General features: G+C 66.0%; 11 protein-coding genes and 2 riboswitches. Of the genes, 9 read left to right on the forward strand and 2 right to left on the reverse strand.

The annotated features are described in order from the left end of the window. Positions 1 to 134 precede the first annotated feature (134 nt). Positions 135 to 346, forward strand: a riboswitch (cyclic di-AMP (ydaO/yuaA leader). 11 nt (positions 347 to 357) lie between these two features. The 9 genes from JCQ34_RS03830 to JCQ34_RS03870 all read left to right on the forward strand — a co-directional run bounded on the left by JCQ34_RS03830 (position 358) and on the right by JCQ34_RS03870 (position 10,703). Beyond that, positions 358 to 1,179 carry a M23 family metallopeptidase gene (locus JCQ34_RS03830; RefSeq protein WP_286404296.1) on the forward strand — a complete coding sequence of 274 codons (822 nt, stop codon included), beginning with the start codon at positions 358 to 360 and terminating at the stop codon, positions 1,177 to 1,179. Positions 1,180 to 1,307: 128 nt separating this feature from the next. Next, positions 1,308 to 1,485: riboswitch (cyclic di-AMP (ydaO/yuaA leader) on the forward strand. 154 nt (positions 1,486 to 1,639) lie between these two features. Continuing rightward, positions 1,640 to 2,245 carry a C40 family peptidase gene (locus JCQ34_RS03835; protein WP_286404299.1) on the forward strand — a complete coding sequence of 202 codons (606 nt, stop codon included), beginning with the start codon at positions 1,640 to 1,642 and terminating at the stop codon, positions 2,243 to 2,245. Positions 2,246 to 2,407: 162 nt separating this feature from the next. After that, a complete protein-coding gene (locus JCQ34_RS03840) occupies positions 2,408 to 3,193 on the forward strand; it encodes an NlpC/P60 family protein (protein WP_286402015.1) in 786 nt (261 codons plus the stop codon). 266 nt (positions 3,194 to 3,459) lie between these two features. Continuing rightward, on the forward strand, positions 3,460 to 3,960 hold the full coding sequence (locus JCQ34_RS03845) for an HNH endonuclease (RefSeq protein ID WP_286402017.1): 501 nt from the start codon (positions 3,460 to 3,462) through the stop codon (positions 3,958 to 3,960). A 56-nt stretch (positions 3,961 to 4,016) separates the two neighbouring features. Then, positions 4,017 to 4,742 (forward strand): molybdenum cofactor guanylyltransferase, encoded by a 726-nt coding sequence (mobA, locus tag JCQ34_RS03850; RefSeq protein ID WP_286402018.1) that lies wholly within the window; start codon positions 4,017 to 4,019, stop codon positions 4,740 to 4,742. Continuing rightward, entirely contained in the window at positions 4,739 to 5,032 is a 294-nt protein-coding gene (locus JCQ34_RS03855) for a DUF6457 domain-containing protein (protein ID WP_286402019.1), read from the forward strand. Before mobA ends, JCQ34_RS03855 begins: the two co-directional genes overlap by 4 nt. Next, positions 5,029 to 6,507: a molybdopterin molybdotransferase MoeA gene (locus JCQ34_RS03860; protein WP_286402021.1), complete on the forward strand. Its 1,479-nt coding sequence runs from the start codon at positions 5,029 to 5,031 to the stop codon at positions 6,505 to 6,507. The genes JCQ34_RS03855 and JCQ34_RS03860 overlap by 4 nt, the downstream gene beginning before the upstream one ends. A gap of 142 nt (positions 6,508 to 6,649) precedes the next feature. Beyond that, positions 6,650 to 7,543 carry a formate dehydrogenase accessory sulfurtransferase FdhD gene (gene fdhD / locus JCQ34_RS03865; protein WP_286402023.1) on the forward strand — a complete coding sequence of 298 codons (894 nt, stop codon included), beginning with the start codon at positions 6,650 to 6,652 and terminating at the stop codon, positions 7,541 to 7,543. A 127-nt stretch (positions 7,544 to 7,670) separates the two neighbouring features. Further along, on the forward strand, positions 7,671 to 10,703 hold the full coding sequence (locus JCQ34_RS03870) for an alpha-mannosidase (RefSeq protein ID WP_286402026.1): 3,033 nt from the start codon (positions 7,671 to 7,673) through the stop codon (positions 10,701 to 10,703). A 293-nt stretch (positions 10,704 to 10,996) separates the two neighbouring features. Here the strand turns inward: JCQ34_RS03870 and JCQ34_RS03875 are convergent, their stop codons facing one another. Both JCQ34_RS03875 and JCQ34_RS03880 read right to left on the reverse strand, forming a co-directional pair. After that, the gene (locus JCQ34_RS03875; protein ID WP_286402028.1) at positions 10,997 to 11,734 is read right to left on the reverse strand and encodes a hypothetical protein; all 738 of its coding nucleotides are present in this window, start codon (positions 11,732 to 11,734) and stop codon (positions 10,997 to 10,999) included. Beyond that, positions 11,731 to 12,462: a hypothetical protein gene (locus JCQ34_RS03880; RefSeq protein WP_286402030.1), complete on the reverse strand. Its 732-nt coding sequence runs from the start codon at positions 12,460 to 12,462 to the stop codon at positions 11,731 to 11,733. The genes JCQ34_RS03875 and JCQ34_RS03880 overlap by 4 nt, the downstream gene beginning before the upstream one ends. Positions 12,463 to 12,474: the final 12 nt, after the last annotated feature.

Here is a 12,474-nt window from a genome sequence, read left to right on the forward strand (position 1 = left end):
GACTTCCATACCCCGGGCCTGCCCTTCCACGCAAAGATAACGGAATTGTTACCAAGGGTCTTAAGCCCCTATAGTAGAACCAGTCGTTGAAACTTAAGCGTTACCTGATCCGGAGCCGAGCTCTGCCAGCGGGTCAGGTGCACGAGTCGTTACTGGCAGAGGCGGGGGAACCACAATCGGCAGCGGGGGACTGCCTTGGGGTGAAGTCCGTCAGCAGCAAGCCTCTCCAGTGAAGGATTCTTCCGGGAATATCCCTGCGCAGAAGCTTGCCCTTGGCGGGCCGGGTCTTTGATCTCTCTGACCCGAATCCGACAGCTAACTCCGCAGGCTTCTCCAGAGAGGAAACCCTTCTTGACCATGCAGACCCCCCGGGGACGCCGCCGTGCTGCCGGCCCCCCTTCGGCACCGCGGGTTGTCGAAGATGCCGCAGCGGAGCGCCCCCGCGACCTCCATCGCGACGCCCGCCGCCGCCGGGGTCCATTCCGCCAGATGACGGAGTTTGCAGCCGCCAGCGGCATAGGCCAGAAAGCCGGCATGGCCCTTGCTGCCACCGGCCTGGTTCTGACTGTGACTGTGCCCGCCACAGGTCCCGTTATGGCCACTGACGCCGCCGGCAGCGCCCCGGTCGCAGCCTCCTCCGTCACGCCCCAGCCCCAGATTTCAGCAGATATCGGTGCCCAGATCGACTTCAGCCGCTCGGCAGTGGTGACCCAGGCCGATCCGGACGGAAAGCTGAAGCAACTCCTGAGTGCCCAGTCGGCCGGCTCCGTGACGCGTGCCGCGTCAGCCGGCACCCTGGCCGCACCGCTGGCCTCGCTTGTCACCGCTTCCCCCTTCGGTTACAGGGTCAGTCCCATTACCGGGGGCTCGGGCGACTTCCACAGGGGCCAGGACTTTGTGGCGCAATGCGGGACCTCCGTCCTGGCGGCCGCCACCGGTACCGTGACCTTCGCCGGCTGGCATCAGTTCGGCGGCGGAAACCGGGTGGTTATTGACCATGGAAATGGGCTGGAAACCACGTACAACCACCTGTCATCCTTCAACGTCAAGGTGGGCCAGACCGTGTCCCGCGGGGACGTTGTGGCCCTGAGCGGCACCACCGGCGCGTCCACCGGCTGCCACCTGCACTTCGAGGTCCAGGTCAACGGCGAAGTGGTCGATCCCATGGGCTGGTTGTAACCGAATGATTGTCCACTCTCAGATCGCCGTGACTCGCCGTGACCTGAATGTGACATTGAAACAAAACTGCTGTACCGTCTAACTCGCGTCAACTTTTCCGAAGTTGACGCTCTTGAGTGGATTGCCTAACTCTGCCACCGCTCAAGGTCCGTTCGCATTTCATCGTCTGGCAGGGGCGGGGGAACCAATTTCGGCCTTCTTCCAGAAGGTCTTGGGGTTAAGTCACAAGCTTCCCAGGAAGCAGCGTGGCCGGGTGACTCCCATCCGAATCCGACAGCTCACCTCGCAGGCATTGGGAGAGGCTACCTTCGTGTCTTCACGCCATCATTCTGCGCGCCACCGTGCGCAAACGGTTCGCACCAGCCCCTTGGATGCCGTTTCCAAGGCCGTAAGTGCAAATGCCGGGACCGTAGGCCGCCAGGCTGCCGTTGTGGCAGCCGCATCGGGCCTCATCCTGAGCATGGGACTGCCGGCCACCGCTGCCGACACCACTGCCGGTGTCTCAGCGTCCACCGAGTCCGGTTCGGCCCAGACGGCCCTCGCCGTCACCGCTGCCCCCACTGCTACGGTTTCCTTCGAGCGCCCCGTGGTGAAGACCACCGCTGCTCCGAAGGTGGAAGCGGTGCGCACCCAGTCCACCGACACGGCGAACGGCGCAGCCACTGCTGCCGCTGCCGCCGGCCAGGACGCCTCCCCGGTCACCAAGACCGCCGAGACCGTGTCCTCCGCGTCCACCTCAGGCATCGCAGCCATCGCCTACACCGGCATCGGCCACTCGTACGTCTGGGGCGGCACCAGCCCCGTCACCGGTTGGGACTGCTCCGGTTTCGTGCAGTGGGTGTACGCCCAGGCCGGCATCAGCATTCCCCGCACCAACGCGTGGACCATCATGAGCCCCACCTCCACCCCGCAGCCCGGTGACCTGGTTGTCCAGAACGGTGGAGCGCACGTCGGCATCTACGTCGGCAACGGCATGATGATCAGCGCACTCAACCCCTCACAGGGCACGCTGCTCCACTCGCCTGCAGCCACCGGTAGCTCGTCGTACTACCACCTCAACAAATAGTTCTTGGGCTCCATGCTCCAAGGGCTATTTCTTTGCCCAAAGCTTCTTCGCTAGAAACCACATCCCCGTTCGGGACGCGCCGGCGTACCCCCAAGATGCCGGCGCGTCTACCACCCTTTGCCTGCCTACATGCGGTCGCAAGGAAAACGAAAGAGAGAACTGATGACGACTCGTGCTACCGCACGGCACCGCGCCGAGGTCACCAAGACCAACTCGATCGCAGTCATTGCCAAGGCTGTCAGCGACAACGCCGGCGGCATGGGCCGCCAGGCCGCGGTCATTGCCGCAGCTTCCGGCCTGGTCCTGACCAGCGGCATTGCCGCGAATGCCGCCGACGCGAACGTCAAGCGCGACTCTGCTCCCGCCTCCGCGCTGGAAGTTGAATCCGCGGTCGACGCCCCGATTTCCGCAGCTTCCACCATCGCCATCAGCTTCGAGAAGCCCGCCGTGACCACCACGCCGGCGCCCGTCGTCGAGCCGGAGCCGCAGGTTGAAGTGCAGGAAGCTGCCCCTGCTCCCGCCGCGGAGCCCGCTGCCCAGCCCGTTGCCGCTCCCAAGGTCACGGCCAAGGTTGCCACCGCTGCTGCCCCGGCCGCTCCTGCGGCGCAGGCTTCCGCCAGTGGCAAGGGTGCCGCAATCCTCTCCGCCGCCTACGCCCAGCTCGGTGTCCACCAGGACTGCACCATGCTGGTGACCAACGCCTTGGCCGCCGTCGGCATCCACTTCCATGACTGGCCCGCCGGGTACCTTTCCCTCGGTGACACGGTGCCTGCCTCCCAGGCCCAGCCCGGAGACCTCATCTACTACGCCGATGGTGGTGGAGGAATGGCACACATCGCTGTCTACGCCGGAAATGGCATGGCCGTCCATGGCGGCTTCAACGGCAACGACACCGTGGTCTTCAGCGCAAACGTGGGCTCCGGACCGGTTTTCATCCACGTCAGGTAAGCACCCCGCGTGCGGCACAGGCAACAGCCGGTGCCTACCGTCAAAGGACCCCCGCCCTCCCGGCGGGGGTCCTTTGCGTTTAAAGCAGCTCCAGGCCGGCCGGGGATGACTGCCCGGCGTCGCCTTTTCCGGCACGGCATCCGGGCGGCGATTACCTGATTTTGCACTTCTCTGTTTACTCTTGTGATGTCGATCCATAGCCCGGACATGCCGAGGGCAGCCGGCCCTCGTGCCCCTGACGGGTGCGGCCGTGAAGAGGTAAGTGCATGCGCACTCTCGTTCTGAATGCTGGATATGAACCGCTGGCGGTTATTACTTTCCGCCGGGCGCTGGTGCTTGTGCTCACAGGCAAGGCGAGCGTCGTGGCCGAAGGGGATGACCCCGTGGTGGGGCCCACCGACGTCCTGGGCCGTCCGTCCGTGATCCTCCTCAACCGGTACATCCGGCCCCGATACAACCACTCCACGGCTGTCAGCCGCAGGGGTGTGCTCAGACGCGACGGCCATAAATGCGCGTACTGCGGCAAGGCGGCGCACACCATTGACCATGTACACCCCAAATCCCGGGGTGGGGCTGACTCATGGGAGAACCTGGTGGCCGCCTGCCTCCGCTGCAACAACGTCAAGGGCGACCACACCCCGACCGAGATGGGCTGGACCCTTCGGTTCGTGCCCGAGCCTCCGCGCGGCACTATCTGGCAGATCAAGGAACTGGAGAAGCCCACCCCCGCGTGGGATCCGTTCCTTCTTCCCGAACGCGCTGCCTGACCCCGTCCTGGGGAAGCGGCGTGATTCCTGCGCCGGCCGGTGGTTAGGCTGGGGGAGTGCAAGAGAACAGCTTGGCTTTTAATGCCCTGATCTTGGCCGGCGGCCGGTCATCGCGGCTGGGCGGCGTACCCAAGCAGTCCCTTGTCTTCCGCGGCCAGACGCTGCTGGAACGGGCACTGGCTGCTGCAGCCGGTGCCCGCCGCACTGTCGTCGTCGGCGACGCCGGTTTCCTGTCATCCCAGGGCACAGCATCACACCCGGTAGCCCAGGCCAGCTGGCCGCCCGGTGTTCTCACGTGCCGGGAGGAGCCGCCGTTCGCGGGGCCCGCGGCTGCCATCGGCACCGGGCTGCACGCCCTGGAGGAATATGGGGGAGATGCGCCCTTTACCCTGGTGCTGGCCTGCGACATGCCGCTTGCGTCTGGGGCCGTCGCTGTGTTGCGGGAGGCGCTTTTCGCGTCTCCCACCCGCCCCGGGGAAGGTGGCGGAGGGGGCGTGATGGCCCGGTCCGGCGACGGAAGGGCGCAGCCGTTGGCGGCTTTTTACAGCACGCCCGGGTTAAAAAAAGCGTGCGCGGAGTTGGCTGCCCGCAACGCGCTGGTCAACGGCTCTGTCAGGGCTCTCCTTGCTAGTCTGGACGTGCAGCTTGTCACAGTCCCCGCCGGGTCCACCTCCGATGTGGATACCTGGGACGATGCTGCCGCGCTGGGGATTGCCGCCGAGAGCCAGCGTGAAAGCAAGGACCCGAGCACGGGCGGAACTAACGTGGGAGGCAAGTCGTGAAAAGCCAGGACGAAACGCTGGAAGAATGGTGCAGGTCCCTTCTCCAGGCCTACAAGCTTGAGGACGTCCAGGTAGACATCAACGCAGTGCTGGCACTCGCCGGTGTTGCCGCCCATGCCGTTGTCCGGCCGGCCGCTCCGCTTACCACCTTCATTGCCGGCTTTGCCGCAGGCCTGGCTGCCGCTCCCGGCAGGGAGATGGACGCAGCCTCCATGGACGCGGCTTTGGCCGTTGCCCGTTCCCTGGCAGCTGACTACGACGCTGAAGCCGCCGGGACTCCCGGCGAATGACTGCAGAAACCCGGAGCGATCCGGCGGCGCCGCCCGGTACCGGCCCCGAGGACGCCGGCCCGGGAGAAACCGCCCGGGAAGAAAGCGGTACGGCTGACGCCGAATTCGGCACCACGGAGCCGGGCGAAGCCGAACCCGGGCGCTCCCACCACCATCACCTGGCACACACGTGGGAAGAAGCCCGGCAGGCTGCCTACGATGCGGCCACCCCGATTCCGCCCGGCCCTGTGGCCCTGAACATTGCCCTGGGCCGAAAACTTGACCAGGACATCGTGGCCCTGCAAGACATGCCGCACTATGCGTCCTCGGCCATGGACGGCTGGGCAGTCAATGGAAGCGGGCCCTGGATTCCGGTGGAGCCGGGCACCCGGCTGGCGCCGCACCAGGCCAGTCCCATTGCCACGGGTGGCCTGATCCCCGTGGGCGGCAAGGCAGTCCTCCGTACCGAAAGCGCAGTCCTGGGCCAGGACGATGAGGGCCCGGTGGTGATGGTGGGAGGCAAGGCCCGGCCGGGCGAACCGCGCGCGGGTGAACACATCAGGAAGGCCGGGGAGGAAGCCGTTGAAGGGGACATCCTGGTCAAGGCCGGGGTGGAACTCAACCCGGCACACCTGGCCCTTGCGGCACTGGCAGGCTACGACGAAGTGCAGGTCCAGGGAAAGCCGGTGGTGCGTCTGGTGCTGACCGGATCCGAGGTGGTGGAACGCGGTACGCCGGCTCCCGGCCAGGTGCGCGATACGTTCGGCCCGCAACTGCCGGCGGTCGTCGCCATGCTCGGGGGTATCCATGCGGGGCAGCAGCGGATCGGCGATTCGTATGCGGAATGGCTTGCGGCGCTCGAAGACGTGCTGCCGGAGGCGCCGGACGCGCCCGACCTGCCGGCCGACGTCGTTATTACCACCGGAGGCACCGGGCGCTCAGGCACAGACCACCTCCGGCGGGCTGTTGCCGAACTTGGCGGCCGGCTCATCATCGACGGCGTGGCAATGCGGCCCGGCCACCCGGCCGTCCTGGCCGAACTGCGGGACGGCCGCTTTGTCCTTGGGCTCCCCGGCAATCCGCTTGCGGCCATGATGGCCCTGTCCACCGTCGGCGCCCCATTGTTCGCCGCCTTGGGGCACCGGGCCATGCCGCACGTGCAGGAAGTACCGTGCGGGACCATGATCGAAGCGGATCCTGGACGCACCCGCCTGATGCCCTTCCGGCTGCTGTACGGAATGGCCTCCCCTGCGCAGCACACAGGCCCAGGCATGATGCGCGGCCTGGCCGCCGCCGACGGTGTGCTGGTGGTGCCGCCGCACGGCGTGCAGCTGGGCGAACCGGTGCCCGCTTTCGCGCTGCCTTGGGGCCCACCCATTCCGCCGTCCAAGGAAGGGGCGGCCAAAGCCAAACCGAGAAGCAACGCACGGGCCGGCCAGCCCAAAGGCAAACCGGGATCCAACGGGCCCGTGGACTGGAGTGCGCTGTTGGGTTGAGGGCCCGTGTTTCAGGTGCACGGGCAACTCCCGCGCCCTGCTGCGTTGGGTCCCTGGGCTGTGGGCTCGGGGCTCCTGGGGCTCTGGACTGGGGCAGGCCCCGTTGGTGCCATGATGGAGTTATGAACAGGCAGGGTGGAACATGGGACGCGTAACCCAGCGCCGCAAGGTGCACAAGTATGTCCTGGACGGTTCGCCGGCCGCCCTGGAGTACCCGGTCCGGCACCGCGAAGACGTCCTGGCCGTGGAGGAACCGCTCGAAATCCGGTTGGGCAGGCTTTCCTACTCGGTCACCATGCGCACGCCGGGGGACGACTTTGACCTGGTGGCTGGGTTCCTGGTGTCCGAGGGCGTCATCTGGGCGCCCGAACAGCTGGTATCGCTGCGGTTCTGCGCCGGCGAGGACGAGAACGGGGTCCAGACATTCAACGTGGTGGAGGCCCAGCTGCGGCCGGACGTCCCACTTCCCGATACCGGCCGCAAGGTTTACACATCAAGCTCCTGCGGCATTTGCGGCACGGATTCCATCGAGGCAGTCCGGAAATCGTCCCACTTCAGCCCGCAGGCGGACCCGTTGACGGTGGACGCAAAAGTCCTGGCTTCCCTGCCCGCGCTGCTGCGGAAGTCCCAGCGCGTCTTTGACGATACCGGGGGCGTTCACGCGGCGGGGCTGTTCAAGATTGAGGATGACGGCGGGCCGCGGCTCCTTTGCCTGCGCGAGGACGTTGGGCGGCACAACGCGGTTGACAAAGTGGTGGGCTGGGCGCTGCGCGAAGGTCTCCTGCCGCTGGCCGGGACGGTCCTCCAGGTTTCCGGCAGGGCATCGTTCGAACTGGTGCAGAAAGCGGCCCTGGCGGGCATTCCTGTCCTGTCGGCCGTCAGTGCCCCTTCGAGCCTGGCCGTGGAGCTCGCTGAGGCCAACGGGCTGACCGTGGCCGGATTCAGCCGGGGCACCAGTTTTAACGTCTACGCCGGGAACTCACGGATCCTGCGGCCCGAACCGGCCCTGCCCGCAGCGCAGGGGCCCGGTGCATAGGCCCGCTTGCAGGGTCCGGACAACCGCCGGATAACTGCAAAAGGGGTTGGTTGCAGTGCCGCCAGCGGGTAGATTTGTCCATCGAATGGACACGATGATCCAGTCACACGCCTAAAGAGGACATATATTGCATGACGACCGCAGGATCACGGAAGTCCGCCTGGCAAGGTTTGTGCGCGAGCGCATCGCCCCCGCCGTCTACAGCAGGTCCGTCCCGCTTGCCCTGAGCAGCTGGGAAGTCCCGGACGAACCGGTCCCCGCGCTCGAAGCGATGCGGCAGGAGTTCCGGCCGCAGGAGCACGGCGCCGCGTGGGGCCGGCCCTGGGGCACCACCTGGCTGCGGCTGCAAGGGGAGGTTCCTGAATCCTGGGGCGGCGGCCCGGACACCACGGTGGAGGTGGTGGTGGACCTGGGGTTCACCACCGAAGCGCCCGGCTTCCAGTGCGAGGGCATTGCCTGGCGGCCCGACGGCACCATCATCAAGGCCATTTCTCCCCGCAACCAGTACATCCCCCTGAAACTGCTGGGCAGCGGCATGGCGGTGGACTTCTACGTGGAGGCGGCCGCGAACCCGGACATGGCACAGGGCTGGACCTTCGCCGCCACACCGCTGGGTGACAAGGCTACCGCAGGGGGAGCGCCCCAGTACCGGCTGGGCAACATCGCCATCGCTGAACTCAACCAGTGCGTGTGGGAACTCCAGCAGGACGTCTGGACGCTGTCCGGGCTCATGGAACAACTCCCTCTGGAGCTTCCACGGCGCCATGAAATCCTCCGGGCCCTCGAACGCATGATGGACGTAATGGATCCCGACGATGTTGCCGGGACCGCTGCGGCGGGACGGCAGGCGCTCGCCGGGGTCCTCGGCAGGCCGGCCTACGCATCGGCGCACCAGTTGGTTGCCACGGGTCATGCGCACATTGACTCTGCATGGCTGTGGCCGGTCCGGGAAACCATCCGCAAATGCGCCAGGACCTTTTCCAATGTGGTGGCCCTGATGGACGAAGACCCAAACTTTGTCTTCTCCTGTTCGTCCGCCCAGCAGTTGGCCTGGATCAAGGAGTTGTACCCGGAGCTGTTCAGCCGCATCCGGGAAAAGGTGCAGGCTGGACAGTTCGTCCCCGTGGGCGGCATGTGGGTGGAGTCGGATACCAACATGCCCGGTGGCGAAGCCATGGCCCGGCAGTTCGCGGAGGGCAAAAGCTTCTTCCTGGCGGAGTTTGGCGTCGAGTGCCGGGAAGCCTGGTTGCCGGACTCGTTCGGATACAGTGCCGCCCTGCCCCAAATCGTCAAGGCTGCCGGCAGCAGTTGGTTCCTGACCCAGAAAATCTCCTGGAACCAGACCAATCGTATGCCGCACCATACCTTCAACTGGGAGGGGATCGACGGCACCCGGTTGTTCACCCACTTCCCGCCGGTGGACACCTATAACTCGGACCTAAGCGGCAGGGACCTGGCGCACGCCGAACGTAACTACCGGGACCACGGCCGCGGTTCCGTGTCGTTGGTGCCGTTCGGCTACGGCGACGGCGGCGGCGGCCCCACCCGGGAGATGCTCGCCGCTGCCGCCCGCACCGCGGACTTGGAAGGATCACCAAAGGTCAGGATCGGCTCGGCCGAGAGCTTCTTCCGGCAGGCCGAGGCAGAGTACCAGGCCCTGCCCGTCTGGGTGGGGGAGATGTATCTGGAGCTGCACCGCGGCACGTACACCAGCCAGGCCCGCACCAAGAAGGGCAACCGGCGCAGTGAGCACCTGCTGCGGGAAGCGGAACTGTGGTGCGCCACGGCCGCCGTCCGCGCCGGCAGTGCCTACGATTACCCGGGAGCCGAGCTTCAGCGACTCTGGCAGCTGGTCCTGCTGCAGCAGTTCCACGACATCCTTCCCGGCAGCTCCATCGCCTGGGTCCACCACGACGCGGAGCGGAATTACCAGGCAATCGAAACTGCCCTCGAGGCACTGATCGGCCAGGCTGCTGCCGCGATGCTTGGTTCCGGTGACCGGCAATTTTTGCTGAACGCAGCTCCGCACGCCCGGGATGGCGTCCCCGCGCTGGCCGCAGCTGAACCCGTGGCGTTCCAGGAACCGGCACATGCCACGCCGGAGGACGGGGGCTACATCCTGGACAACGGGGTCATCCGGGCGGTGGTGGATTCCGACGGTCTTCTGTCCTCCCTGTGGGACCGCGCCAGCGGCCGCGAAGCGATCGCTCCCGGCCAGCGCGGCAACCTGCTGGAGCTGCACCGGGACACCCCCAATGAGTGGGATGCCTGGGACATCGATGAGTTCTATCGGCGCAACGTCACGCCGCTGGTCCAGGCAGAGTCGGTCCGCCTTGCCAATGAAGGCGGCACTGCAGTGGTGGTTGTGGAGCGGTCGGCAGGCACGTCGAAGCTGACGCAGCGGATCACCCTGGCCCCTGGTAGCCCGTCATTGGAAATCACCACGACCGTGGACTGGCAGGAGCGCGAAAAGCTGCTGAAACTTGGCTTCGCCCTGGATGTGCGGGCAGACCGGTCGGCTGCCGAAATGCAGTTCGGCCACGTTTTCCGGCCCACCCATACCAACACGTCCTGGGAGGCGGCGAAGTTCGAAATTTGCGCCCACCGTTGGATCCATGTGGGCGAACCAGGCTACGGCGTGGCGGTTTCCAACTCATCCACGTATGGCCACGACGTGGGCAGGAGCGTCCGGGAATCCGACGGCGGAACCACCACCACGGTGCGGCTCTCCCTGCTGCGGGCGCCGAAGTTCCCCGACCCGGATGCCGACCGAGGCCACCATGAACTGACGGTTGCCATCCGGCCAGGCGCCGATATTGCGGACGCAGTCCAGGAGGGGTACCGGACCAACCTGGCACCGCGGCTGGTCCGGGGTGCCTCTCCGGTGGAGCCGCTCTTCAGCGTCAGTAATCCCGCCTTGGTGATCGAAGCCGTGAAACTGGCGCAGGACGGTTCAGGAGATGTTGTGGTCCGCCTCTACGAGTCGCTGGGACAGCGCTCCGCTGGAAGCATTACCGCCAATTTCCCAGTGCGGAACGTTCTTGCCACGGACCTCCTGGAACGCATTACTGAGGCTCCCGGGGTCGCTCCCTCCGACAGAGGGGCCGATCTTAGGCTGCGGCCGTTCCAGTTGGTGACGTTGAGGTTTGCCCGGAAGTAGCGGCCCGGAAGGTTCTTGGGCAGGTACAGGGATATTAGAAGCGTGGAAGTCCTTGTATCTGCCCGGGAACTCACAGGGCCGGGTGGAGGTATGCTTCCGCGAAGGAGCCGTTAAACAGGCTGAGTGGGGGCGGTCCCCAACGATCCGCCACCACTCATCCCCCCAATGTGTGCAAAGGCCCCCGGGCGGCCGGCATTTCAGAATTTATCCCCGTTCGAAAACGCCAAGCGGCCCCGCCTTCACACATTCATGATTGTTTCACATTCTAATGATTTTGTGAAAGCTGCAGAAGGTTACGTTTCGGTAGATGTCTTTTGAGGGGCTGCGCCGCGCCTGTTGACCACCCGTGCAGCCCAGATCAGGGCCAGTCCGATGACAAAACACAGGATGGCCGTGTAGTTGATGACGAACTCAATCTGACCGAGTTCGGGCGGAATGACCGGGAAGAGCAGCGTCAAGGCAACCGCTACGCCGCCCAGGGCCAGCAACGCAGCGCCGATGCGTACCAGTACCGGTAGCCGTTCCTGCGCAGCCCGGACCAAGGCCGGAACCAATGCCAAGGCTACGTAGGCGGGGTAGGCCCGGCCGGCCGCCCCGTAGTACTCAACCAGCGCGAAGTGGCGGGCGTCCTTGGCGGAGATGGCCTGGAGTCCCGCCGAGGAGCCGGCGGTGTCCATGGAGAAGAACAGTGCCACCATGACCACAGAGACAAAGAGCAGGACCAGCATGCCGGTCTTTCCGGTGATGTGCCGGTGGGCGCTGTCGGCGCTGAACCCCCTGGAAATGCGGATGCCCATGAAGAAGATGACACCGAAGATAACGAACCGCAGCAGCAGGTTGGCCAGGTTGATGCCGCCCAGTGCCTGGTCGATCACCAGGTAGGGTCCCTTGATGCTCAGCAGGATGGCCAGCGTCATTGAGGCAAAGATGCCGAACAGGGACCGGTTCTCGCCACGGAGGGTGCTGGGGATACGGGCCGCCGAGACGAGGGCGCAAACCGCCAGCGTGGTCCACTGAAGCGTTTCGATCATCCCAGGTTCTCCCATATCTTTTCTGTCTGTGCTTGGTCCTGCTCCTGCCGGCGCAGGACTTTCCCCAATGCCTGAAGCCGTTCCCCGGCCAGTGCGGTGAGCTCCCCGTCCGAGAGGCTGTCCAGGGCCGCCTGCCGCGCCCCCGGCGGCCAGCCCGCCTCCTCTTCGGTGATAATCCCGGTGGCCACCAGGCCGCCGGCCGGTCCAACCCCGGCCGCCACTGCCGTGGCCACGGCGAGCTCGGGGGACAGCCGGTTTGCCGTCAACTGGGCCGAGTAATTTTGCGGGGCCACCCCGGTGGTAGTCGAAACGCGGTGCCGGACCTCGCCGTCGTCAATTGCATCAACCCAGTTCTTCACCGAGGTGGCGTGCGGGGTGGGGCCCAAAGCGGTGGTGGACGCTCCCCGTGCGGGCTCCATGGGCGGCCGCGCCAGGAGCGCACGCAGAAGGTCTGCCGTGGAAATCTGGCTTACCAACTCGCTGCGTGTGGGCGGGCGCTGCGGGCCGGAAAGGACGCTGTACGCGTCGAAACCGGCCAGCGCGGCAACAGGATTGATGTTGTAGGCGCGGCTGACGCTGACCACGGTACTCACGGAGACCTTGCCCCGGACCAGTTGCTGGGCGAGGGTGGTCCGCTTGATCCCCGAGACCCGGCAGACGTCAGCGGTGCTGGCATCGGGTGCGATGCTGTGCAGCCAGCGCTGGAACGCCTTGGCGGAAAGGGTCATGGAGGACTCTCT

The organism is Pseudarthrobacter defluvii, from assembly GCF_030323865.1.
In the GTDB taxonomy this organism is placed as follows: Bacteria; Actinomycetota; Actinomycetes; order Actinomycetales; family Micrococcaceae; genus Arthrobacter; species Arthrobacter sedimenti.

Excerpts from the sequence above, each read along its gene's own strand:
- JCQ34_RS03880 (WP_286402030.1), bottom strand. The coding sequence starts at position 12,462 with ATGACCCTTTCCGCCAAGGCGTTCCAGCGCTGGCTGCACAGCATCGCA.
- JCQ34_RS03860 (WP_286402021.1), top strand. The coding sequence starts at position 5,029 with ATGACTGCAGAAACCCGGAGCGATCCGGCGGCGCCGCCCGGTACCGGC.
- fdhD (WP_286402023.1), top strand. The coding sequence starts at position 6,650 with ATGGGACGCGTAACCCAGCGCCGCAAGGTGCACAAGTATGTCCTGGAC.
- JCQ34_RS03835 (WP_286404299.1), top strand. The coding sequence starts at position 1,640 with ATGGGACTGCCGGCCACCGCTGCCGACACCACTGCCGGTGTCTCAGCG.
- JCQ34_RS03845 (WP_286402017.1), top strand. The coding sequence starts at position 3,460 with ATGCGCACTCTCGTTCTGAATGCTGGATATGAACCGCTGGCGGTTATT.
- JCQ34_RS03830 (WP_286404296.1), top strand. The coding sequence starts at position 358 with ATGCAGACCCCCCGGGGACGCCGCCGTGCTGCCGGCCCCCCTTCGGCA.
- JCQ34_RS03840 (WP_286402015.1), top strand. The coding sequence starts at position 2,408 with ATGACGACTCGTGCTACCGCACGGCACCGCGCCGAGGTCACCAAGACC.
- JCQ34_RS03875 (WP_286402028.1), bottom strand. The coding sequence starts at position 11,734 with ATGATCGAAACGCTTCAGTGGACCACGCTGGCGGTTTGCGCCCTCGTC.